Here is a 22,837-nt window from a genome sequence, read left to right on the forward strand (position 1 = left end):
GAATGGGACTGAAGGCTGAATATAGGGGTGATTTCCTAATCCGAGGATAACCCCTGTGGAGGAATTAATCCCATTTGAGTTGGTTTCGATTCCTATTTCGGATTTTTAATCCTGTCTGGGAATTATTGATCCTCATTTTGATTTATTAATCCTAAATTTAAATAATTGATCCTCATTGTCGAATATTCTTTACGAATATGGCTCAACCAGTACCGATTCCCATCTCCGACAACAGGCAGATGCTTGATTGTTAATACAGTGTACCACTAAAAAAGCCACTTCCCGACCAGGAAGTGGATCCATCCTAATGCTTTCTCCGCGCAAAATCAACAAACCGGAACATATCCAACCGATGTCTCGATTCCGTATACTCAAACAATGTTGCATCCTTCAAATGGACAAAATTCTTCACGACAACCACGTGATCATACTTATCTAAATCAAGATACTCCCGGTCCTCATCGGTACATTCTTCCACGACAATCTCTTTTTTGGCAAAATCGATTGGGAGCTCGAGTTCACCCTCCAGATATTCATAAATCGAGTTCTCGCATATCTCTTTCGTTAACAAAGGGACTTGTTCTTTCAGAAAATAGGATTTGTCCAGTATAATCCTTTCCCCGCTGATTTGACGGGAGCGGACGACTTTCCAGACTTCAGCGTTTGCAGAAGTCTCGAGCTGGGAAACGACCTGGTCATTGGCACGCATCAGTCCAAATTCATGCACGGACGTCTCGATCTGATCCCGACCCATGGAGGTCTGCAGCTCTTTAAAGCTCACAAGCCCTGAAATCGGAAAGCTCATCCGCGACACATCGAGCACAAGGGACCCTTTTCCCCTCAGTTTTTGTATAAACCCTTTTTGAGCCAATAATGTAAGCGCTTTACGAATAGTCTCACGTGAAGTGGCGTAAATCACCGAGAGCTCGTTTTCCGATGGCAGGATTGAATTCGCTGTATAGGTGCCATCCTGTATTTTTTTAGAGAGATCCTCGAAGATTTGTTTGTATTTATTGCTTTTCGTCATAATATCACCTGCTAGTATTTTACCATAATTAATAGGAAGAAATGAGATTGAACTTGAGTGTTGTGAATATTTTCAATAGAATGGAGATAGCGCAAATTTTAGAAAAGGGTGAAGAGCATTGTCGAAACAGCATTGGAAGAAAATCATGTTGGGAATTGGCATGAGTACGTTACTATTGGGTGCTTGTGGTGCAGACGAAGAGAAGAAGGAAGAGAACACAAACAGTACGGAAGAGGTAAAGCCAAGTGAAGACCCGGCAACAGACGAAGCGGCATCCCTGAATCAAATGACACAAATCGTTGAGGATGCGAGCGAGCTGAAAGAAGCAGAGGGTATCCCGGAAGAAGAGAAAACGGCGATCAACGAAGCCTTTAATCAATATATCACGGCATTTAACGAAGAAGACTTCGAATCATACATGAGTGTCATCTCGAAGACACCGGTGAATTTCAAATACGAAGACGAAGAGCGCTATGTGAAACAAATCTTTGACTCCGTCGATTCAAAGCGTACGGTGGAAAACGTGAAGATCATCAACTATGCATCTGGAAAAAAAGCAGATGTTTATTCTGATATCCAAGCGACAACGAAAGACCCGAACAGCGATAAGGAAGTGACCCGTTCAGGGAAGCAGGTAACCGTCTTCCATAATAAAGAAGATGGATGGAAGGTTGCAGCGATTTTCTTCTTGGCTAGTGAAGGGGAAGAGGAAGCAACGGAATAAGATGAAAGGCTGCGTTAGCGCGCAGCCTTTTTTCATTTCAATCGTTGATAACGGTTGAATAGTTCATCAAGCTCTGACTAGCTTTTTTTTCCTACAGGTAGAATAAATGTTAACTAATTCATGTATAAGGATTACTATTGTATACGCTGATCTGAATCTTTCTTGAAAAATTTTGACCGCACCAAGAGTAAAACGATAGCAAAACTATAATTGACAACGGCAATGATCGCAAATGCTGGAAACTGATCAGGCATAGGGTTGCCTGAAAGGAGGGCAGGACTGATGATGGCCAGTGGCAGTGTCCCACTGATGAAGGCCATAATTGCGAATACAAGCAGGCCGGTCCGTACGATTTTTCTAATGGATGGATTGTCTGTGAACATCGATAAACCTCCTAGTAAGTGTTATCCTCGCGATCGGCTTCTTCACGAATTTTTTTATCTTCATCCGTTACATAGCCGTTATGTAGAATGTCCTCGATTAAATTACGGTTGAAAAATACGTTATAGTCGGGCGAAATATTTCCTTCCGGATAAGGGACGCCGATATAGTCGAACTGCTTATTTGTGCTGTTTTGAATTTGATTATACCCATAGATCATGACGCTTTTTTCAACCTGTTTCAGCTTTACGACGGTTCCGATAGGAAGGAGCTTTGCAGGATCAAGTTCATCTTCCTGAACCTTCTCTTCCTTAGTTTCCTCAGGTTGATTACTTTGAGTCTGGCTGCAGCCAATTAAAGAAAATACCAGTACAAATAAAATAAAAAGATATTTAGTCCTCACGATGATTGTTCTCATTTCTTTGGTTTTTTTGTATTTCTGCTTCTACTTTTTCTCTCATTAATTCTTCGGCAGGTGAAACGAACCCTGGATGCATGATATCTTCAATCAACTCACGATTGAAGAAGACATTGAATTCGTCTGTCAGGTTTCCTTCCGGATAAGGAACGGCTATATAATCGAAAATATTGTTTGTTTTCTTTTGTATCTGATGTCGTCCATAGATCATGACCGGCTTCTCTACTTTTTTTAATTTGACGACGGTTCCGATCGGTAGAAGGGTGGGGGTTGAATTATTCATTAGCAATGACCTCTTTCTTGAAGAATTTTGATCGAATCACTAGAGCCGCCACACAAGTCCCATATATGAATAAAGCCATCATGGACAGAGGTAGGCTTACATTTGAGAGTTGATCTTTCGGAATCACCCAAAGGAGCAAAACGGAAAACATAATGGTTCCGCTTAACCCTATAAAAATAGCATAAAATAATAATGCGAAGCGTACTGCTTTCTTAACGTTTTTTTTGTTTGTATTCATGAACTCAATATCACCCGTTTTTCTTGATTTTCCTTACTCGTCTTCCTTGTCTTCCTCGAATCCGCCCTTTACTCCGACACCGATACCTAAGGCCGCGTATATGCTGGTTTCTAAACCTACGGAAGCACTGGCTCCTGCACTGCCGAGGGAAAGGTCGACACCTACGTAAGGATCATACTCAAACCCAAACCACTCCTCCAAGGGTTCATACCCGAAGAAATTTAGAGGCTCGAGCTTTAGTTCGACTTTTGCTGCACTCACTTCGGCCCCGGCACTGGCAGTATAATTCTCATAATTGACCTTTGCCTCACCCTGGCCAAAGCTTATATCCCCTCCAAGAGGTGAATTGTCATGTGAAAAGCTGGACTTTGAGATACCTGCCTCCGTTTTGAAGCCTATTTGTTGTCCCATAAGGACCGATTTACCAAAAGCTAATGGAGTATATGGCATTGCAGCACCCATATCGGTATAAAGGACCTTTTGATCGACAAATTCGGGAACATCATCCATATACTTCGTGTCCACCATCGAAGCAAATAGTTTGGCTTCACTGGTTCCTTCTTTCAAATCAGCAGAAAATAACGCCCCTGCATTTCCAACCCCATCGGATCCCATCATATCTTCATGTGGCTTCCCATAGCTGACAGTGGTGCTCGGCGGTCGAGGGCAGAAACCGTATTGGGTCTGGGCAGTTCCATTACCAGCTACGGCTAAGTCGTTATTATAAGAGGTTTGATTGGTTTGGAGCATCAAAAGCTCTTCCAGTGATCCATACTCACCAGGAATCGTAAACATTGATAATAATAGATTACGAGAATTCAATCTTTCCTCCAGTGTATTCATCAATGGATGACGGTGAAATGATTGATCAAGCTCAGTACCCGAGTATTCCGACACGCTGAGTTTTCCGCCTTTAAACATTCCCTGTATATCATAAATATAACGTTTCATCAGCTGAATGTCATGGTCCACTGTATCCAGGGCTTTTGTTTGGTCAGCGTCAAAAGAGGTTAAGTGATCAATGGTTTGAGTGATTTCCTGATGAGCCCTCTTCGTATCACCCAGGAATCGCTGGTCCTGAATGTGGGGGACATGGACAATATCACTAATGGAGTTCAACGTTTCATTTGTTTCATCCACGAGGTCACAAGTGACGGTTTCGGATTTATTCAACCCATCGGTTAACTCTCCATCCAAAAAACTTTGACGAATCAACCCATTGGAATCAGACTCCAGTTCAATGGAAGCTCCTTTAAGGCTTGAAAGGGTCCTCTCATAGTTTTGAAGGGAAAGGGAGTAAAAGGTCAGGAAGGGGATGTGCATATCCTGATAAAACGAACGGATGGCTTCCCCGCCTTTTCCGCTGAATGACTCCTGCAATCCAGTAAAGGTACCGACAGCCCGCCGGAGTTCATCGAGTTGTTTCTTCTGTGCTTCCAGTTTATTTAACAAATCTTCAATACCACTATGTAGCGATTGGTTATCAAGCATTTTCATGGTCCGGTTTCTCCCCCTAGCGTGACATGATGGAAGCCGAGATCGTGTGATCCACTTCTTGAAAATCTTCAATGGCTTTGCCTGCAGATTGATTGTTTTCGGTTAATACGCTTTTATATACGTTTGCCACTTCCTCGAACAGATGACTTAATTCATTCAATCTCCTGACAACATCCAATTGGTTGGAGGAGGCGATATCTTTGGCGAGTGACGTTTCAAATGATTCAGAGGCAGCTTGTATGTCAGCCAGTGCTTCATTGATATCGGAGAACCGCAGCTTAATATCCTGACTCACATTCCTTCCTCCCTTCTAAGTTCCCTCTCGATGCGCTCTTGTTCGTTTGCGATGCTTATTTCCAGTGATTGAATCTGTGACCGAATCGAGGAAATTTTATCTTCTATGCTCATGATGGCGGTGTCCATCTGGGTTTGAGACATATCTTTATAAGATAATATGACATCTTCGCGGACTTCGATAAACTTTCTGGCTAATGTCCCCTTCCAAGTGGAAGAAGTGAGTTCGGGATGAGTAATGCTCGTTTGATGCCGGAGAAATTCTCCTTGGAGCTGATTGACGGAAGAATAAGCATTCTTTAGTCGGATAAGTTGTTCTTTTTTTTCGTGAAGCTGTGAAGTTAAATAGGATAAATAGGACACGTCTTTCATCCCCTTATATATTCATTTTTTGTATATTCGGTAAGGCATACGTAGTATATGGTATCAAATGGAAGAGGTCGGGATAAATGGGTAATTTCTCCTGAAAGAATTCATGTGAAAAGAGTGAGCCTTTTTGCATACTATATACCCATAATATGGTTGTTTACACCTATTATTTTAAAAATGATTTTGTAGCATTAGAAAAAGGCATTGTCGGAACAATGCCTTTTATCTTTTACTTTTTAATATGAAACACAACAGACTCGTAAGGACGTAATGTTATGTTCTTATAAACATTCGCCGTATCTTCATAGTTAGACAACAACACTTCGCTCGACCAGCCTTCAACATCGACCTCATCAGGAAGAGTGAATTCCGTTTCATGTCCATAGAAGTTGTTCACCACAAGTAGTTTTTCACCTTCACCGTTTCGGACATACGCAAAAATATCTCGGTGATCTTCTAAAATCAATTGATAGTCACCATCCACGATAATGTCGTATTCTTTGCGAAGGCGGTTCAGCTTCTGATAGTGATAGAAGACTGAATTTTCGTCTTGTAAGGCTTGTTCTGCATTGATTTCTGTATAATTCTTCGCCACAGGAATCCAAGGAGAGCCGCTTGTAAATCCGGCATTTTCATCACTGTTCCACTGCACAGGCGTTCTTGAGTTATCACGTGACTTGTGACGCAGAATTTCTAAAATCTCTTCTTCAGATTTACCTTGCTCTTTTAATATATTGAAGATGTTGATCGACTCAACATCACGGTATTCATCGATGCTTGTGAATTTCGGATTCGTCATCCCGAACTCTTCACCCTGATAAATATAAGGGGTACCCTGCATCATATGAATCGTCGTTGCCAGCATCTTCGCCGATTCGTTACGGTACTCACCGTCATTTCCATAGCGGGACACGATGCGCGGCTGGTCATGGTTACACCAGAATAGGGCGTTCCAGCCGCCGCCTTCATGCATTTCACGCTGCCAGGTAGAGAGGATTTCCTTCAGCTTCAGAAAATCAAAGTCAGCGACCGACCATTTCTCCCCGTTAGGGTAATCCACTTTTAAATGGTGGAAGTTGAACGTCATGCTTAGCTCGTTCCGGTCAGGGCGTGAATACTTAATACAATGATCAATCGTTGTGGAAGACATTTCCCCGACCGTCATGATGTCGTATTGAGAGAAGACTTCCTTGTTCATTTCCTGCATATAGTCATGGACCTTGGGACCGTCTGTGTAAAACTTGCGTCCGTCTCCAGGAGCGACCGAACCGTCGTCGTCAGGGAAGTCCTGATCCTTGGAGATGAGATTGATCACGTCCAGGCGGAAGCCGTCGACACCTTTTTCCAGCCAGAAGTGCATCATGTCATATAGCTTCTTGCGGACTTCATCGTTTTCCCAGTTCAAGTCAGCCTGGGTCACGTCAAAGAGGTGAAGGTAGTACTGACCCGTTTCCTCATCATACTGCCAGGCGTTGCCGCCGAACTTGGACTGCCAGTTTGTCGGCTCGGAACCATCCGGCTTGCCGTCTTTCCAAATGTAGAAGTCACGGTACTCGTTGTCCTTCGACTTTCGTGACTCAACGAACCACTGATTCTCCGTTGATGTGTGGTTAATCACGATATCCATGATGATCTTGATTCCTCGCTGATGGGCCTGTTCCAATAGCTCATCGAAATCCTCCATCGTCCCATACTCATCGTGAATATTGAAATAATCACTAATATCGTATCCGTTGTCGCGCTGAGGACTCTTATAAATAGGCGTCAACCACACCACATCAATCCCAAGCTCCTTCAAATAATCCAACTTCGCCGTAATCCCCTTAATATCCCCAACGCCATTCCCCGACGTATCATAAAAACTCTTCGGATAAATCTGATACACAACCGACTTCTTCCACCAAGGCTGCTTCATACCTTATACACCATCCTAAATATAATTTTGAGGGACGGACCTCAATCGATTTCGCTTATATACAACCATGGCCGTCAAACATGATTGTTCTGCGATTTTGCTTTTTTAAGGTCAGTCAAGAGGGACGGACCTCCAACACATATTCCTCTAATTTTTCACTAATGAGACTGGACACTCCGCACTACTGCAAGCTTTTCGGAGGTCCGTCCCTTAAAACAACTAAACAAAAGGGAGACAATCATCCACTGCACATAACCTGAACAGGCTTGTGGTTAGAATTGATTTGTCCCCCTTAGTTTAACTTGTATATACAAGTTGTTACAACTGTTTTCTTTTTCTATTTATTAGGATACTTCGTTTTTGCTGAATTTTGACCAGATCATCGTCAGTACGAATGGTACGACGATGGCGATGACCATTCCGATTGCGAATGGTACCCAGTATTCTGATTTGATGGACAGGATACCAGGCAGTCCTCCGACACCGATGGAGAATGCTTTCGTACTTGTCATTGCCAACAAGATCCCTCCGATGGCAGAACCAATCAATGCTGAGATGAACGGATATTTGTATCGTAAGTTAACTCCGAACATAGCAGGCTCTGTGATTCCAAGATAAGCCGATAGGGCAGAGGTTCCTGCCAACCCGCGGAGCTTTTCGTTTTCTTTCTTCGCCACAAACATCATGGCAAGTGCTGCAGAACCTTGAGCGATATTCGATAGTGCCAGAATCGGCCATAAGAACGTTCCACCTGCGTTCGATACAAGCTGTAAATCGACAGCCAGGAACGTATGGTGCATACCCGTGATAACCATCACTGCGTACAATCCACCATATAATAGTCCACCTAACCAGGAAACATGATCGAACACCCAAATAACGCCGTCTGTCAGCATATTTCCAAGGAAGAATGTCACAGGTCCGATCAGGATGAATGATGCGAAACCAGTGATCAGTAAGGCTACGGGAGCAACCACTAACAATTTAATCGAGTCATGAACCCGTTTATCCAGGAACTTTTCAATTTTCGCTAATAATAAGGAAGCAAATAAGATCGGTAATACTTGTCCTTGATAACCAATTTTGTCGACTTCCAGACCAAACAGGTTCCATGTCGGTATTTCTTCAGCTGTACCATAAGACCAAGCATTGAGTAAATCCGGATGTACAAGCATAAGACCTAATACAATACCGAGCAGTGGACTACCACCAAACCGTTTAACCGCTGACCAACCAATGAGTCCCGGTAAGAACACGAAGGCGGTATTCGCGATTAAGTTAATGATATTCGTCAGATCTGCCCATTGCGGGTACACATCGATGACTGAAGTATCTTTATCAAAGAAAATCCCCGGCCCGGTCAAAATATTATTCAGACCCATCAACAAACCGGCTGTCACGATCGCCGGCAGAATCGGAATGAAGATATCCGCCAGTACCTTGATCGCACGCTGCAATGGATTCAGGTTTTGAGTAGCGGCATCCTTAACATCCTGCTTTGAAGCCTGCTCAATCCCGGTTTCTTCTGCTAAAATTTGATACGCTTTATTTACAAGACCTTGTCCGATGACAACTTGGAACTGACCGTTGGAAGAGAATGAACCCTTCACAAGATCAATCGCCTCTAATCTTTCTTTATCCACCTTTTTCTCATCATTCAATACCAATCGAAGACGAGTCACACAATGAGTGGCTGTACGGATATTATCCTTGCCGCCAATCGCTTCAATAATTTCCAGAACGTCTTCACGTTTCACGCTCATGAAATTCCCTCCTTTAGGTATGGTGCATGACAATTCTCGAAAAATGTCGAAATTTGTCTTGAACCCGCTTTCATTTCTATTAATGGAATTCCCCTAAATAGTATGTGGAAAACGCTTCTCTCTATGCTTTCGTAAAAAACTTCCGATAAAGCGAAACGCTTTCATTTAAGAGGAATCTTGTTGTATATACAAGATGTACTTTTATTGTATTCATGTATATACAAGTTGTCAATGGAAAAGTGTAGCGTTTTCATTTGAAGGTAGTCAAAACAAAACTTGTATGTGGAGATTGTGGTTGATTTCACTTTTATAAAAGAAAAGGAACATGGAGTATTGAAGAAGTGGTTGAGTGACCTTATAACTTCCACCTTTTTATCCCAAACAACAAGAAGACACCCCCTGTAACCAGGGAAAGTGTCTCCAATCAGAATCTATCCTTTACGATCTCTCTCATATTTGTTCCACATATAATAGGTATAAAATAGTTGAGCCAGATGACCAAGAGAGAAGGCCGCGAGAAAGATCCAGGTGTAGAAAAGGTCCAGCCCGATAAATCTTAAAAGAAAATACAAAACTGGGAGTAGCAGGGTCATCCAAAGGGTTCGAATCATTTTCCTTCTATAAGTGAGCCTGAAATAAACCAGTTCGAAACCTTTGTCTACCTTCTTGGTATATCCCTCCCACATATGGAACCTCCTTTCGAATGTTAAAAAGACATCTGCCAAACAAAGCAGACATCTTCCATTAACCTTCAATCTTAGTTAATTTAGGGCATCAAACATACCAACTGCAACTACGCCAATAAACCCTAATATGATCCACACGATATAGGCGATGAGGATCAACCATCCCAAAAGTTTCCTGCCAGTTATGATCCAGTAGATTCCTAATGTGATGAAACTGAACAGCAGCCCAAGGATCCCCCATAACCATGGATTTTTGTCATGCTTTTTGGCATCCATAAATAGATAGACAGCAATAATAATATTGAACACATACATCAAAGCTTCCAAAGTACCCCTCCTTAATATTTTACACTTATATGTAAATTTACCTGTTTTTACTAAAAGTAAACCGCTTTTGGACACTTAGTTTGCAAATCCAATGAAAAACGCCAGCTGATTTCCAGCTGGCGTGCATTCTTTCATCTCAGGACATCAACCGGCCATCTTCACCTTCTTAACTGGATCCTTCTTCTTTAAGAGGGTCTTATAATTGATCATCGAATACATCACATAAGAAGTTCCTAAACAAATTCCAAATATTAGAACCGCATAAACGAGATATTGAACAATCAATAAAGATTCGTTCCCCGTTCTCATCCACTCCATCACATGATTCCACAATCGCTGCCTGATCAACGGATGCTCATGGATCAGATAAACCCCTAACACATATCCGGATATGAAGTTAATCGGTCTTGATACAAACGTCAGCTTCGAGAAGAATAGGAACAACGCAAGTGACATCGCCACGATAATAGGGGAGTTATACGACAGCAGCTTAAATGGTAATTCCCACGATTGTAGTAAAACCAAGGCTGTAACGGCTCCCAGTAAAATGTAAACGCTTAAATAATAGTGCTTGTTTAAGGCAGACAGAAACTGTCCGTGGTGTCGTAAATAGCCCGCTACAAAATAAAGGAAGATGAAATGCACGATGCTATAGCCACCGTTTACCCCGAAGCTCCCCAACGGATGGAAAAATTGCCATACACAATTGATCATAAATAATAGGAAGAGGAATTTTCCGTAATCCCTCTTTGATAGCTGATTGATCAAGATATTTAAATAAGGTGAAAGCATAAACAATGCGATATACACGGTGATGAACCAGTAGGTGGACAGATACACCGGGAATACCGACCTGATAAAGCTGGTATAGGATCCATCCGTTAATTGTAAGACCGTCAATCCGGCAAAAATAAGAACCGAAAAAATGAACGTTTCCCGAACGACCCTTAACACTTTGCTCATTTTAAATTGTGACTTACATAAAAAATATCCACTTATCAGCACATACACATTGACCCCAACGATACAAAGCACCTTTATGAAATGGAATAGATATTGATTCACCGTGCTTAGCTCTGATATCGCAATATATTTTGAAAATCCGTAGGTACCGAAATGCAACAAGACGATCATGACCATCGACAGTACCCTGAGAGATTCAAAGTTTGACAGCCTAATTTTCTCCGCCAATCCAACCCGCCCCTTGTATACATAAATATAAATTCTATTCATTTTAATCTATTTAAATAGTCTTGTCATTCAGAATTTTTTTGGTGGAATCGGGGAGTGGGTAATAGGGAGGGACTGCATGGGATTGAATGGTTCATAGGAAAGGTGAGAAATCCAGTGCTCTTGCTACAAATAGAGAGGAAAGCCCTATAAAGCCGTCAAATCAGAGATGAAAGCGCAACCATAAATTTCTAAAGCGCACGAGACAGGGGGTGACGCGTTCCTTTTAGGAAATAAGCACATTCACCTACCTGACTCATTAATGGAGGACGGAAAGAGGAACTTTATCAGCAGGTTACCGATAATGGTAATACAACCATAAATTACTAAACCCTATTATACTGGGGTTTCTTCCTTATTTTTCTTCATATAAGAATTTTAGCCTATTAAACTCTCAGTCTTCTTCCTCCATAATGGACAAGCAACAAAATTCGACATTACCCGATAAAGGAGACAATTTTTTTGAAGAAAACCATTATTGCCTTTACTACTGCTGCATTACTTTCGTCAGTTGCTGTCAATTCAACGGAAGCGGCTTCTTACCGCGTACAATCAGGGGATTCCCTTTCGGTGATTGCTTATAAATATGATACATCTGTTTCAAGCCTGAAGAGCTGGAATAACCTGAGCTCCGACATGATCTATGTAAACCAAGTTCTTGAAGTTTCAGCACCAAGCAGTACTTCTGCTAAAACGTATACCGTTCAATCAGGTGATTATCTGTCAAAAATCGGTGCAAAGTTTGATGTGTATGTCGCTGAACTCCGAGCGTGGAACAATCTAAAGAGTGACGTCATCTATCCCGGTCAAACGCTGGTCGTTTCTTCAGGAAGCACAAGTACACCGCCACCATCAGGCTCTAGTACCTACACCGTCCAATCCGGGGACACGTTATCCCACATCGCTATCCGTTATGATGTGAGCGTTTCATCCATCAAGTCATGGAACGGATTAACCTCCGATAACATCTATGTCGGTCAAAAGCTTTCTATTAAAGGAACGTCAGACGGCGGATCGCAGACTCCATCTTCAAGTGTCGTCGACATTGCGAAGAAATACGTAGGAACTCCATACGCATGGGGAGGAACATCACCATCCGGGTTCGACTGCAGCGGGTTCATCTACTATGTATTCAACCAGGCAGGACAATCGATTGCACGTACCAACACAGACGGCTACTATAGCAAATCATCCTTCGTATCAAGCCCGAAAGCAGGGGATCTGGTATTCTTCGAGAATACATACAAAGCCGGCATCAGCCATATGGGGATCTACCTAGGAAATGGAGAATTCGTCCACGCCTCAGACAGCGGGGTAACGATTTCGAAGCTGAGCAACACGTATTGGAATCCTAAGTTTGTCGGGTATAAGAGATTTAACTAATATTATGGAGCGTCCTGCCTAAGCAGGGCGTTTTTTATTTGTATTATTTCCGAGGAAATCCGACACGGAGGATCAAATAATGGGAAAGAGGATCAATAAATCAGGAACAGGATCAATAAATTTCAAACAGGATCAATAATCCGAATTCGGGATTGAATCCTTCTGAAAGGGGATCAATTCCTCCACGAAGGCATCCTCGATCAAGCATTTCCCCCTTAATCCGGCCCACAGCCCCCGTTCAGGATCCAACTCCAGCTTAAAAAAGACAATCTAAGGTCACTTTGTGTTCAAAAGTAGATACAGTATGGCCAAAACACTTGTACCCGAAGATACGCTGTTTCAACAACCGGGTCTCTGCCTGTTGTCTGAGATGGGAGAGAGGTTGATGATGGGATCTGACGCAGACATACATCGTCGAGAAAATTCGACACGGAGGATCAAATAATGGGAAAGAGGATTAAAAAATCAGGAACAGGATCAATAAATTTCAAACAGGATCAATAAATTTCAAACAGGATCAATAATCCGAAATCGGGATTGAATCCTTCTGAAAGGGATCAATTCCTTCATGAAGGCATCCTTGATCAAGCATTTCCCCCTTAATCCGGCCCACAGCCCCCGTTCAGGAACAAACTCCAGCTTAAAAAAAGACAATCTAAGGTCACTTTGTGTTCAAAAGTAGATACAGTATGGCCAAAGTACCTCAATCCGAACCAAAACCAACACCGAAAGATACGCTGTTTCAACAACCGGGTCTCTGCCTGTTGTCTGAGATGGGAGAGAGGTTGGTGATGGGGTCTGACGCATATATACATCTTCGAGAAAATTCGACACGGAGGATCAATTAATGGGAAAGAGGATTAAAAAATCAGGAACAGGATCAATAAATTTCAAACAGGATCAATAATCCGAAATCGGGATTGAATCCTTCTGAAAGGGGATCAATTCCTCCACGAAGGCATCCTCGATCAAGCATTTCCCCCTTAATCCGGCCCACAGCCCCCATCCAGGATCCCACTCCAGCTAAAAAAAAGACAATCTAAAGTCACTTTGTGTTCAAAAGTAGATACAGTATGGCTAAAGTACCTCAATCCGAACCAAAACCAACACCCGAAGATACGCTGTTTCAACAATCAGGTCTCTGCCTGTTGTCGGAGATGGGAGAGAGGTTGGTGATGGGGTCTGACGCAGATATACATCTTCGAGAAAATTCGACACGGAGGATCAAATAATGGGAAAGAGGATCAATAAATCAGGAACAGGATCAATAAATTTCAAACAGGATCAATAATCCGAATTCGGGATTGAATCCTTCTGAAAGGGGATCAATTCCTCCACCAAGACATGCCCAGCCCAAAATTTCATCCCCAACCCGTTCCACAATTCCCGTAAAGGACCACCACTCCAGCTGAAAAAAGACAATCCTAAACAAAATCCCATCAAAAAGCAGGAATTTCCTCAAAAAAGTAGAATAATTCTATATTCCAACCCAAAAGGAGTGTTTCCTTAACAAATGAATGTAAAAAAACGAATACCTCCCCACAAACTCCTCCAAACCGAAGCCTTACTCCAAAGGCTGCAGCCACTTGATCACCCGAAAAGGCCTCTCATCGAACAGGATTTCAAAAAAAGGAAAGCGGGATACGCAGGCGAACGGTCAGTCGATTATCACTTAAGCTTCCTGACGGATAAAAAATATATGATCTTCAACGACCTCAGTCTGCCAATGGAACCGCATGACTTCCAAATCGATAGCCTGCTGGTCACCCCCTACTATTTACTCCCAATCGAAATAAAAAACATTTCCGGCATCCTTACGATAGACCCCGAATTCAATCAGCTCTCCAAGGAGTTCAATGGAATCGAAACCGGCTATCAAGATCCCATCACACAGGTCAACCGCCAGAAACTGCTCCTTCAGAAGTGGTTCCTGAATAATAAGCTTCCGTGTCCCCCAATCGAATTCCTGGTAGTTTTCAGTCATCCGTCAACGATTCTGAAGATGGCTCCCGGTCATAAACGAATCCCTCCTTACGACAAAATCATCCACGCCCAAAACATCGTGAGAGAAATTAGCAAGTTAAACACACAATACACCCGGGAAGTAATCAACATCAAAAAAGTAAAGCGACTTCTCCTGAATCAACACAAACCTAAATATTCATCAATACTCACAACCTATCAGTTAACCGAAACAGACATCATAAAAGGTGTACAGTGTGAAAAATGTCTTCACATCATGAATAGGAAGACAGGCATATGGCAATGTTCCAACTGCCACCACTTGTCCAAAACAGCCCACCATAAAGCCATCCAGGATTACTTCCTTCTCATCAAACCCACTATCACAAATCGGGAACTGCGAAACTTCCTGAACCTGTCATCGCCCAGGTCTGCCACACTGATCCTGCAATCTCTCAATCTCAAAACGGAGGGATCCACCAAAGGGACCGTCTATACGAAAAACTTCACATAAAAAAACCGCCCAGAATCAACATCCTGAACGGTCTCCCAACAAACTCTATTTATAACTAAGCACACCATCTGCCACTCGGTCATACTTCCAATGCATCCATCCACCAAGCACCACGCAAGGAAGCACGACAACCGCCATTCCTAGAAACGCAGAACCGGGCGAAATATCATACAAGAAACCACCGATAAACGTCAGAATCGCCGTACTCAATCCCATACCCAGCGAAGTATACACTCCCTGTGCAGCGGGGATATCCTTGCTCTCCAATTCTTCATAAATCAACCGCATAAAAGCATAATGTGTCAATCCGAAGGTTAGAGAGTGAAAGATTTGGGTAAAGATGAATACAGGGGTGCTGGGGAATAGGAACAACAAAGTCCAACGCGTCACAGCAGCCCCTGCTGATATCATAAACATGACCGATATGCTTCGCCCTTTTAACAAACGATCTGAAAACGTAAAGAACAGGATTTCAGACAACACGGCAATATTTAAAATCACGCCGATATAAACGGCGCTAACATCTAATTCCTTCAAATAGAGCACACCATAATTATAGTATGAAGCATGTGCCCCCTGAATCAAGACAACAATTACCATGGCCCAGACAAACTTACGGGATTTCAGCAATCCCCGGTATGAAAGCTTTTCCTGACCACGGGTACCACTCATGGACTGTGGCAGCTTCGCAAGAGATGACAGCAATATGACCACAATCCCACCGAACAACAGATAAATCACTGCCCCCTCGGTAAAAATCGAAGTCGAAAATCCAACTGCAAGCAACGCAACCGTATATCCAATCGATCCCCACGACCGGCTCCGCCCATAATCAATGCCATCTTCCTTCATCATCACAGCCGCCATGCTCTCCACCATCGGAAGCATCATCGGGTAAACAAGGCTGAACAACACCATGCACACCAAAATCATCCCAAAGGAATTCATAGGCAGGAACAGTAGCAATGCAACCCCGGAAATCAACACAAGCCACCGAGAAAGTCGACCCAACGAAACCGTCTGACTCAACTTTGGAAACAGGAAAAAGCTCGAAAACGACCGGGCAATCATTCCAACAGCAATCACCGTACTTGCAGCCGAAATAGAAAAGTCCTTACTCTCGACCAGCCACGCTGTCCAATAAGGGATGAAAATTCCCCATGTGAAAAAAATCGCAAAGAACTGAACGGATAACCACGTCTGATTCTTCAAATCTATCAAAACTCCTCTTATGTAGACTGGAAATCAAATTACAAACATTGAGTAATTATATAGAAATCAGATGGGGAATACAACCAACTTAGCGACCATCTCTTTAGGACCATTGAAAAGTATGGAAGGATAACAATTCATTTACAAATACTTGCAGGACATTATGCCTAACGAATAGAAGTAGTACTACAGAAAAATAGAGATTCCATACAGGGGGAGAACCATGCTGCGAAAAAAATCATTCACCATCATAGTGGGAAGCGTCCTGCTCTTGACGGCCATCGGAGTCTATATTGCAGTAAGCAGTTTAAATAATGCCGGCACAACGGATGATATCAACCAGACAGATGTGGTCTCGACAGCGGGTGTAGCCACTACTGCACCTCAAACCAAAACGGGCAAAGAAAATCCATTCGGGGAAAAAGTAAAGACACCGTTAAGTGAAGATCTGATTCAGCAATACATACATGCGATGAGTCACCAAAAGGTAGAAGCTGAAGAAAAATGGTCATTCTTTGAGATAACCGATGAACGTATCGATTACTTGTTAGGGCAATTAGAAATCAATAACTATAAAAGTGAACACACCTATAAAGAAATCTTAATGAGCTGGAAAGAGGGGGATTTCTCTGGGGCCGTCAGCGATCATAATAGGATTTGGAGAATGAGGAAAGGGAATATCGGCGTGGCAACCGGACTGTTAAGTACCAAGGAAGAGAAGAAGTATATCGAAAGCCAGAAGAAAGAGAAGCGATAATGATAGAGTAAAAGACGTGTCCAGATGGCACGTCTTTTTCTTTGGCTCTACCCCGTAATAAATAAACGAGCTTGAGGCACCAAACCCCAAGCTCATTCCCACTCACTCACTAATAAAATACTCCACCAAATAATCAGCCCACAACGCATGCCCTTCCTCACTCGGCACCTCCTGACTATCCACCAGCAACTCACCCAAGGCTTCCTCATCCCCCATCGGCCACGCACTCCAATGATCCGCATAAGGAATCCCACTCTCTTGTGCAAACTCTTTCAGTTCCTCAATCTGCATCGGGTAATACGTAGCTCCGGCGATCGGATGCGGTGGCTGCAGAATCAATACGGCCTCTTCATTCTGTTCTTTCAGCTTTCGTTCGAAGATCTGGATGCTTTCCTGGTTATTCTCACCGCCGACACCATTTGAATTGTCGTTCAGGGCAAATGGTTCGAACAGGACAAGTTGTGGTTCATATTCCAGTACCTCGTCAACATACTCACCGTTGACGAATGTCAAAGAGGTTGTGTCATATTGAAAGATTTTCACTTCGATGGTGTCTCCAAATGTATCGTGTAGTTCGGATTTGACTTGCTCACTCCAGCCATTTTCATTGGCACCTAGCGCGAGGGATCCGACGATGGCGAGTTTATAAGGAGATCCGGCAGCGACTGTTTCCTTGAAGGAGGCTTGAGCTTCCTCTGGCCAGTTTCCAGTCAGCGAGCTGAAATCCTTTTCTTCCACAGCCTCTTGCTCCTCAGTCTCTGATTCTGTAACATTTGTCGTTTTTTCTGCACTTGATACAGAGGTTCTTTCCTGCCAATGCTTGTTTCCATAAACGAGCACACCTGCACAAATGATCCCTAATAAAAATAATGAAAAGGTTTTCATACTTTAGACCCCCATTTGTCATAAATAAGAATGAAGAAATCATTTCCAATTCCCTAATACCTCTTCCAATTTGACAGTATTTGTAGTTTAATAGATAAGTATAGAAATATTACAATTCCATTAAAATTATGACAACAAAATTCCGAAAATACAACAGGAATCCACATTATTTTACATATTTTTTCTTATTTTAGGAGGAAGTTATGGAAGAAACAATCAGTTTGCGCGAGTTGATGGAGACGTTACGGAAGCGCATGAGTTTAATTATTTTGATCACCCTGACAGCCATCCTGGTGAGCGGCGCGGTCAGCTTTTTCCTCTTGACGCCGGTTTATCAGTCCACGACACAATTATTAGTCAATCAAGCGAAATCAGAGCAGCCAGCCTATAATCCTGGTGAGATCCAAACGAATCTGCAACTGATCAATACGTATAATGTCATCATTAAAAGTCCTGCCATTCTTGAAAAAGTAGCCACTGATCTGAACAACGGATATGATGCCTCTCAACTTAATGCCAAGATCACCGTAGGCAGTGAAGCAGAGTCTCAAGTCATCAACCTTTCTGTAACAGATACCGATCCACAAACCGCTGCCAGCATCGCCAATAAAACAGCAGAAGTCTTTCAAAGCGAAATCACGAAAATCATGAACGTCGATAATGTAACCGTCCTGGCTAAAGCCGAAGTCGGGGAAAAACAATCTCCCATCAAACCGAAACCATTACTGAACATCGCCATCGCAACTGTGGTAGGTCTAATGCTCGGTGTCGGTCTTGCCTTCCTGCTGGAGTTTCTTGATAACACGATCAAGACGGAACAGGAAGTTGAAAAATTACTGGGTTTACCCGTATTGGGTTCCATCGCTGTGATCGGAGAAATCAAAGAAGATAATCCAACCGGCCGAACAAACCGAAAATCACGTGAAAGAGGTGAGAAGGTTGGGTAAGAACAAGAAACTGAAGAAGCTAATGATGAATACGAAGCGTAAGTTAGTCACTCAGATCTCTCCGAAGTCACCGATTTCGGAGCAATATAAAACGATCCGTACCAATATCAACTTCTCATCCGTCGATCGCGACATGCGTTCCATCATGGTCACGTCCTCGGGGCCGGGGGAAGGGAAATCGACGACGGCTGCCAATATGGCCGTGGTATTCGCCCAGCAAGGAAAGAACGTCCTATTAGTTGACGCGGATATGCGGAAACCAACCGCTCATTATACGTTTAATGTGACGAATACGTTTGGACTCACAACCGTATTAACGAGACAAAAGACGTTGAGGGAAGTGATTCATCAGACGGATGTCGATCATTTGGATCTATTGACGTGTGGTCCTGTGCCGCCGAATCCGGCAGAGTTATTAAGCTCACGGTCGATGGAAGAGTTCCTTGTGGATGTGTATGCAGACTATGACATGGTCATTTTCGACACGCCGCCGGTCCTTGCCGTAACCGATGCACAAGTATTAGCGAATCAATGCAACGGGACGATTCTGGTGGTGAGCTCAGGTACGACTGAAATCGAAAGTGCCCAAAAAGCGAAGGAGCTCCTGCAATCAGCCAAAGGGAAGCTTCTTGGCGTCATCCTGAACAACCGAGAGGTCAAAGATACAAGCTATTATTACTATTATGGAAAAAGATAACAAATAAATATTGCTCATTCGACAAATTTCACCCGTTTACAAAAATACCTAGTGTAGTAAAATAATAGATGGGAAATAAGTCGAAAGAACTATTGAATGTGAGGAGGATGACGATGATTGATATACCCAAAACCTTTGTGAAAATTCAGATTTAATATTATATATAATATCTGTGATTATATATAATCTATAAGGGCACGTCAAGACCCCTACCATAAATAGATAGGGGTCTTCGTTTTGAGTCTATTTTTCAACCATTTTCATAATATGCTCTTTGAAGACGGTTTTTGCTTTCTCTACATCTCTTTCTTCCAGTGTTTCCACAAGGGCTTGATGATATTGATGGACTTCCTCTGGAAGGATCCGGACCTTCGGATTCAATAACGTGATATATCGTCGGATATGATTCGTTAACATTCCCCAAATGCGTAAAAATACATCTACATTGGACCATTCGATGATCGTACGATGAAACTCCATATCCAGTTGCGACTGGACCGCATAATCCTTCTCGGCGTATTTCATTTTGTCCACGATATCGTATAATTCACCAAAATGCCTTTTGGTCAGCTGGGGGAGAACCACTTCAATGGCATCTGTCTCGATCTTCGCCCTTAATGAAAACATATGATACATTTCAACGGGATTGATATCCGTTACAAACGCACCTCTATACTTAATCGTATGAATGAGCCCTTCTTCCTCCAGGCCCCTAAGTGCCTCCCTCACCGGCACCTGACTGATACCCAGCCTTTTGGCAACTTCTGTTTCGATAATGCGGTCGCCGGGCTTGAGTTTGAACATAATAATATCCTCTCTAAGTTTCTCTTTCACTTCATCTTTGAGGGAAATAAGCGTATTCACTTTTTTGGTTTTCGACATTTCATACAGTCCTTTATCGCGTTTAGATTTATGAGGTTATATATAATGAATTGTATTGTATATAATGTTGGGATGCAATCGGGAAGGGGAGGGACGTTTCGCGTGCTTTCTTTTTGGGTGTTATTTTTGAAGCACCAGAACCGTCCCCTTAGTTCTTGCATCCATTCATCCCATCAACCTTGCCTGTACTCCTGCTGAGGAAAACATCGTGGATGAATCCTATGCTTCCTGCGCCCTCATCTTCTCCATCTTCTTCCCGAGAAAGTCTATATGGACTTTATCATTACGGAGCTCAAACATATGGTATGCCCGTTGCATATAGAAAAGGGCTTTTTCCATGTCATCCATCAGCTCATAGTTGTAGCCGATTTGGTAATGCAGCTCGCCTATTCCCCAGAGAAGTTCTTCCTCGAAACACCACTTGATCGCCTTTAGGCAATAATTTGTTGACTCTTCCAGTCTGTGACATCGGGTCAGGACTCTGGCCATATTACAGAATAATTTGGTTTTGATGACCTTTTCTTGTAAATGTTCGGTCGTTTTCATGGCTGTTTCAACTTGGTGATAATAATCGAGTGCTTCCTCATGGTGATGGAGCGTAGCATGAATCGTACCAATGGTTGAAAGGATTTCCATTTCTCTTTCGGACATGGCTTTTTTAGTATGGGCGGTCAGATGGTACGCTTTATGTAAAAGGGTAAAGGCCGATTCGGTTTCTTTCTTTTCTTCATACAAGTAGATCGCTTTGTGCCAGTAGAGTAACTGAAGCTTCTCATTGTCTTTATAAAACAGGGGATTCTTTTCCTCGATTTTCACGACATCGATCATCCCTCTGTATTCCCGTGTATCTCTTAAGTATTTTAATTGCTTTTCCACTTCCCGGATATAATCCAACCTGGGTGTGGTTCCGATTTCAAAGAAATAATTGATGTCGACACCAAGTTTAACAGCAATTTGATACAGAGCCGTGGCACTTGGATAAATGTCTCCTTTTTCAATCCTGCTGATGAGTGCCTGCGTACAGATTCCTTCCGCCAGGTCTCCTTGTGTGAGCCCGACCATCTTCCTCATTTCCTTGATTTTTGTTCCTATTACTGAGTAGTCCATAGTAGCACCTCTTTGGTGGTATTCATTATTCTTAGTGTAACACGGAGAAGGGTCTCATTGAGGGGGGATACCGGCCATTTCTTTCAGGACCGGTTCAAAAGTGAGTATGTTGAAACCTTGAACTACCTCTTCATTGTTATAAGGTGAATCCATCAAAACCCCGTCTTTTTCATGGAGAAGCTGCCTTTTGTATTACGGTGAATTTGTTTATCCTCGAAACCACCTCACTCTACATTTCACATAAACATGGGGGAGGAAGGATAATTTGAGCCATTGTCCCGGGCATAGAACCTCAGATAATAAAAGGACACTGATTTTATTATTGGAGGTATTTTTTTGATCAAGCATCGTGAGTTCAAAAGTCTCAACCATCAATTAATAAATGAAATACACCGTTCACTCAATCAAATTTATCTTCAAAGAAAAGACTGCCTTCTCAGCGAAAAAGGCAGTCCCTGTTGCTCTAGTCTTCGGAAGAACAAAAAATTATTATCCATTCCCTCCCAGAAAGCTCTCAACCACACCATTAAACTTCTCACTATACTCCCAAAACATAAGGTGTCCTCCCAATACCTCCACCGACGCTTTAGGAGCAAGCTTTCTCAGACTATAGGCCGCAACTTCTGCCCAGTGCTCGGCTACAACAAATAGAGTCGGTACAGATTCACTGCTCTCTGCCGCCTCCTCACGATAATCGGAGAAAAGCCCGGAAGAAAACAAATTGGCGGCAATATAGTAAGGGGTTTTGAGTGATTGCTCGACGATCCAATTTAATTCTTCTTCCTTCAGCTCTCGTTGGACCATGACTCCGGTGGCATAAGCAGAGATGAAATCCCGTTGTCCTTTGGGATTGCGAAGGTAGTTCGTGTAGGCAGCAGCCATGTCATCAAGCTTGCCTTCCACCCAATCCTGGTCTTGGTGGAGGGATAGTGATTTAGGCGGCATATCAATGAGGACGAGGGATTTGATCCCAACCGTACCGAATTGGCGGATATATTCCCAAACCGTTAAGCACCCGAATGACCAGCCGACAAGCGTTACATTTTCAATTTTCAAGTGCTTCAATACCTTTGTGAGATCAGTTCCGTGGGTGACATAGTCATTCCCGTGGACCGTCATGGTTGACCGTCCATGGCTTCTGGGATCAATCACAATTACTCGGTGAGTTTTTGAAAAATGCTTGACCTGCTCGGTGAAGACCTCAGTGGTAAATGTAAAACCCGGAATAAATACAATAGGCTCCCCACTGCCGGTATCCTGCACGAATAATTCGATTCCCGGTTCCACTTCAATGTATGTGTTCATAGCTGTCCCCCTGAAAGTCTGTCAATTTGTTTCT

24 protein-coding genes are annotated in these 22,837 nt (G+C 42.9%); 6 read left to right on the top strand and 18 right to left on the bottom strand.

From position 1 onward, the window contains the following. Positions 1 to 304: 304 nt before the first annotated feature. The gene (gene treR / locus FZC88_RS21745; RefSeq protein ID WP_148996426.1) at positions 305 to 1,027 is read right to left on the bottom strand and encodes a trehalose operon repressor; all 723 of its coding nucleotides are present in this window, start codon (positions 1,025 to 1,027) and stop codon (positions 305 to 307) included. 118 nt (positions 1,028 to 1,145) lie between these two features. On the opposite strand from treR, the gene FZC88_RS21750 reads away from it, so the two are divergent. Next, positions 1,146 to 1,751, top strand: a complete 606-nt coding sequence (locus FZC88_RS21750; protein WP_148970388.1) for a Cif family virulence factor — start codon at positions 1,146 to 1,148, stop codon at positions 1,749 to 1,751. Between the two features lie 134 nt (positions 1,752 to 1,885). On the opposite strand, the gene FZC88_RS21755 is transcribed toward FZC88_RS21750, so the two are convergent. The 11 genes from FZC88_RS21755 to FZC88_RS21805 form a co-directional block, all read right to left on the bottom strand. Next, positions 1,886 to 2,134 (bottom strand): hypothetical protein, encoded by a 249-nt coding sequence (locus tag FZC88_RS21755; RefSeq protein WP_148996427.1) that lies wholly within the window; start codon positions 2,132 to 2,134, stop codon positions 1,886 to 1,888. A gap of 11 nt (positions 2,135 to 2,145) precedes the next feature. After that, the gene (locus tag FZC88_RS21760; RefSeq protein ID WP_262372016.1) at positions 2,146 to 2,535 is read right to left on the bottom strand and encodes a DUF4176 domain-containing protein; all 390 of its coding nucleotides are present in this window, start codon (positions 2,533 to 2,535) and stop codon (positions 2,146 to 2,148) included. Continuing rightward, complete coding sequence (locus FZC88_RS21765) at positions 2,525 to 2,833, bottom strand: DUF4176 domain-containing protein (protein ID WP_148996429.1); 309 nt, start codon at positions 2,831 to 2,833, stop codon at positions 2,525 to 2,527. The genes FZC88_RS21760 and FZC88_RS21765 overlap by 11 nt, the downstream gene beginning before the upstream one ends. Further along, positions 2,826 to 3,071: a hypothetical protein gene (locus FZC88_RS21770; RefSeq protein WP_148996430.1), complete on the bottom strand. Its 246-nt coding sequence runs from the start codon at positions 3,069 to 3,071 to the stop codon at positions 2,826 to 2,828. Before FZC88_RS21770 ends, FZC88_RS21765 begins: the two co-directional genes overlap by 8 nt. 33 nt (positions 3,072 to 3,104) lie before the next feature. Continuing rightward, positions 3,105 to 4,568, bottom strand: a complete 1,464-nt coding sequence (locus tag FZC88_RS21775; RefSeq protein WP_148996431.1) for an LXG domain-containing protein — start codon at positions 4,566 to 4,568, stop codon at positions 3,105 to 3,107. Positions 4,569 to 4,584: 16 nt separating this feature from the next. Continuing rightward, entirely contained in the window at positions 4,585 to 4,863 is a 279-nt protein-coding gene (locus FZC88_RS21780; RefSeq protein ID WP_148996432.1) for a DUF5344 family protein, read from the bottom strand. Next, complete coding sequence (locus FZC88_RS21785; RefSeq protein WP_187443723.1) at positions 4,860 to 5,225, bottom strand: YwqH-like family protein; 366 nt, start codon at positions 5,223 to 5,225, stop codon at positions 4,860 to 4,862. Before FZC88_RS21785 ends, FZC88_RS21780 begins: the two co-directional genes overlap by 4 nt. 235 nt (positions 5,226 to 5,460) lie before the next feature. Continuing rightward, positions 5,461 to 7,146, bottom strand: a complete 1,686-nt coding sequence (gene treC / locus FZC88_RS21790; protein ID WP_148996434.1) for an alpha,alpha-phosphotrehalase — start codon at positions 7,144 to 7,146, stop codon at positions 5,461 to 5,463. A 344-nt stretch (positions 7,147 to 7,490) separates the two neighbouring features. Continuing rightward, on the bottom strand, positions 7,491 to 8,909 hold the full coding sequence (gene treP, locus FZC88_RS21795; RefSeq protein WP_148996435.1) for a PTS system trehalose-specific EIIBC component: 1,419 nt from the start codon (positions 8,907 to 8,909) through the stop codon (positions 7,491 to 7,493). A gap of 761 nt (positions 8,910 to 9,670) precedes the next feature. Beyond that, complete coding sequence (locus FZC88_RS21800) at positions 9,671 to 9,922, bottom strand: hypothetical protein (RefSeq protein WP_148996436.1); 252 nt, start codon at positions 9,920 to 9,922, stop codon at positions 9,671 to 9,673. A gap of 144 nt (positions 9,923 to 10,066) precedes the next feature. Next, positions 10,067 to 11,113, bottom strand: coding sequence for an acyltransferase (locus FZC88_RS21805; protein ID WP_187443724.1), 1,047 nt, complete (start codon positions 11,111 to 11,113; stop codon positions 10,067 to 10,069). A 501-nt stretch (positions 11,114 to 11,614) separates the two neighbouring features. On the opposite strand from FZC88_RS21805, the gene FZC88_RS21810 reads away from it, so the two are divergent. After that, positions 11,615 to 12,535 (top strand): C40 family peptidase, encoded by a 921-nt coding sequence (locus FZC88_RS21810; RefSeq protein WP_148996438.1) that lies wholly within the window; start codon positions 11,615 to 11,617, stop codon positions 12,533 to 12,535. A 1,264-nt stretch (positions 12,536 to 13,799) separates the two neighbouring features. On the opposite strand, the gene FZC88_RS24175 is transcribed toward FZC88_RS21810, so the two are convergent. Next, positions 13,800 to 13,967: a hypothetical protein gene (locus FZC88_RS24175; protein ID WP_187443725.1), complete on the bottom strand. Its 168-nt coding sequence runs from the start codon at positions 13,965 to 13,967 to the stop codon at positions 13,800 to 13,802. Between the two features lie 81 nt (positions 13,968 to 14,048). Here FZC88_RS24175 and FZC88_RS21815 point away from each other — a divergent pair, with 81 nt between their 5' ends. After that, entirely contained in the window at positions 14,049 to 15,011 is a 963-nt protein-coding gene (locus FZC88_RS21815; RefSeq protein WP_148996439.1) for a nuclease-related domain-containing protein, read from the top strand. A 45-nt stretch (positions 15,012 to 15,056) separates the two neighbouring features. Here the strand turns inward: FZC88_RS21815 and FZC88_RS21820 are convergent, their stop codons facing one another. Beyond that, entirely contained in the window at positions 15,057 to 16,223 is a 1,167-nt protein-coding gene (locus FZC88_RS21820) for a 3-phenylpropionate MFS transporter (RefSeq protein WP_148996440.1), read from the bottom strand. 223 nt (positions 16,224 to 16,446) lie between these two features. Between FZC88_RS21820 and FZC88_RS21825 the strand changes: the two genes are divergently transcribed. Further along, on the top strand, positions 16,447 to 16,980 hold the full coding sequence (locus FZC88_RS21825; RefSeq protein WP_148996441.1) for a DUF6241 domain-containing protein: 534 nt from the start codon (positions 16,447 to 16,449) through the stop codon (positions 16,978 to 16,980). A 102-nt stretch (positions 16,981 to 17,082) separates the two neighbouring features. Here FZC88_RS21825 and FZC88_RS21830 read toward each other — a convergent pair whose 3' ends face one another. Then, positions 17,083 to 17,865 (bottom strand): SGNH/GDSL hydrolase family protein, encoded by a 783-nt coding sequence (locus FZC88_RS21830; protein ID WP_148996442.1) that lies wholly within the window; start codon positions 17,863 to 17,865, stop codon positions 17,083 to 17,085. Positions 17,866 to 18,068: 203 nt separating this feature from the next. Here FZC88_RS21830 and FZC88_RS21835 point away from each other — a divergent pair, with 203 nt between their 5' ends. Together FZC88_RS21835 and FZC88_RS21840 are read left to right on the top strand one after the other, a co-directional pair. Beyond that, positions 18,069 to 18,812, top strand: coding sequence for a YveK family protein (locus tag FZC88_RS21835; protein ID WP_148996443.1), 744 nt, complete (start codon positions 18,069 to 18,071; stop codon positions 18,810 to 18,812). A gap of 25 nt (positions 18,813 to 18,837) precedes the next feature. Further along, positions 18,838 to 19,509, top strand: coding sequence for a CpsD/CapB family tyrosine-protein kinase (locus tag FZC88_RS21840; RefSeq protein WP_316247555.1), 672 nt, complete (start codon positions 18,838 to 18,840; stop codon positions 19,507 to 19,509). A 243-nt stretch (positions 19,510 to 19,752) separates the two neighbouring features. Here FZC88_RS21840 and FZC88_RS21845 read toward each other — a convergent pair whose 3' ends face one another. From FZC88_RS21845 to FZC88_RS21855, 3 genes are all read right to left on the bottom strand, one after another. Further along, the gene (locus FZC88_RS21845) at positions 19,753 to 20,391 is read right to left on the bottom strand and encodes a GntR family transcriptional regulator (protein WP_148996444.1); all 639 of its coding nucleotides are present in this window, start codon (positions 20,389 to 20,391) and stop codon (positions 19,753 to 19,755) included. A gap of 219 nt (positions 20,392 to 20,610) precedes the next feature. Beyond that, on the bottom strand, positions 20,611 to 21,498 hold the full coding sequence (locus FZC88_RS21850) for a helix-turn-helix domain-containing protein (protein ID WP_148996445.1): 888 nt from the start codon (positions 21,496 to 21,498) through the stop codon (positions 20,611 to 20,613). 489 nt (positions 21,499 to 21,987) lie between these two features. Beyond that, positions 21,988 to 22,803: an alpha/beta fold hydrolase gene (locus FZC88_RS21855; RefSeq protein ID WP_148996446.1), complete on the bottom strand. Its 816-nt coding sequence runs from the start codon at positions 22,801 to 22,803 to the stop codon at positions 21,988 to 21,990. Positions 22,804 to 22,837: the final 34 nt, after the last annotated feature.

It is taken from the genome of Rossellomorea aquimaris, from assembly GCF_008180865.1.
GTDB classification, from domain to species: Bacteria; Bacillota; Bacilli; order Bacillales; family Bacillaceae_B; genus Rossellomorea; species Rossellomorea yichunensis.

Bases quoted from the DNA above. Each gene is read 5' to 3' on its own strand.
- FZC88_RS21835 (WP_148996443.1), top strand. From the start codon at position 18,069: ATGGAAGAAACAATCAGTTTGCGCGAGTTGATGGAGACGTTACGGAAG.
- FZC88_RS21825 (WP_148996441.1), top strand. From the start codon at position 16,447: ATGCTGCGAAAAAAATCATTCACCATCATAGTGGGAAGCGTCCTGCTC.
- FZC88_RS21765 (WP_148996429.1), bottom strand. From the start codon at position 2,833: ATGAATAATTCAACCCCCACCCTTCTACCGATCGGAACCGTCGTCAAA.
- treP (WP_148996435.1), bottom strand. From the start codon at position 8,909: ATGAGCGTGAAACGTGAAGACGTTCTGGAAATTATTGAAGCGATTGGC.
- FZC88_RS21815 (WP_148996439.1), top strand. From the start codon at position 14,049: ATGAATGTAAAAAAACGAATACCTCCCCACAAACTCCTCCAAACCGAA.
- FZC88_RS21850 (WP_148996445.1), bottom strand. From the start codon at position 21,498: ATGGACTACTCAGTAATAGGAACAAAAATCAAGGAAATGAGGAAGATG.
- FZC88_RS21775 (WP_148996431.1), bottom strand. From the start codon at position 4,568: ATGAAAATGCTTGATAACCAATCGCTACATAGTGGTATTGAAGATTTG.
- FZC88_RS21755 (WP_148996427.1), bottom strand. From the start codon at position 2,134: ATGTTCACAGACAATCCATCCATTAGAAAAATCGTACGGACCGGCCTG.
- FZC88_RS21840 (WP_316247555.1), top strand. From the start codon at position 18,838: ATGAATACGAAGCGTAAGTTAGTCACTCAGATCTCTCCGAAGTCACCG.
- FZC88_RS21855 (WP_148996446.1), bottom strand. From the start codon at position 22,803: ATGAACACATACATTGAAGTGGAACCGGGAATCGAATTATTCGTGCAG.
- FZC88_RS21845 (WP_148996444.1), bottom strand. From the start codon at position 20,391: ATGTCGAAAACCAAAAAAGTGAATACGCTTATTTCCCTCAAAGATGAA.
- treC (WP_148996434.1), bottom strand. From the start codon at position 7,146: ATGAAGCAGCCTTGGTGGAAGAAGTCGGTTGTGTATCAGATTTATCCG.
- treR (WP_148996426.1), bottom strand. From the start codon at position 1,027: ATGACGAAAAGCAATAAATACAAACAAATCTTCGAGGATCTCTCTAAA.
- FZC88_RS21830 (WP_148996442.1), bottom strand. From the start codon at position 17,865: ATGAAAACCTTTTCATTATTTTTATTAGGGATCATTTGTGCAGGTGTG.
- FZC88_RS21770 (WP_148996430.1), bottom strand. From the start codon at position 3,071: ATGAATACAAACAAAAAAAACGTTAAGAAAGCAGTACGCTTCGCATTA.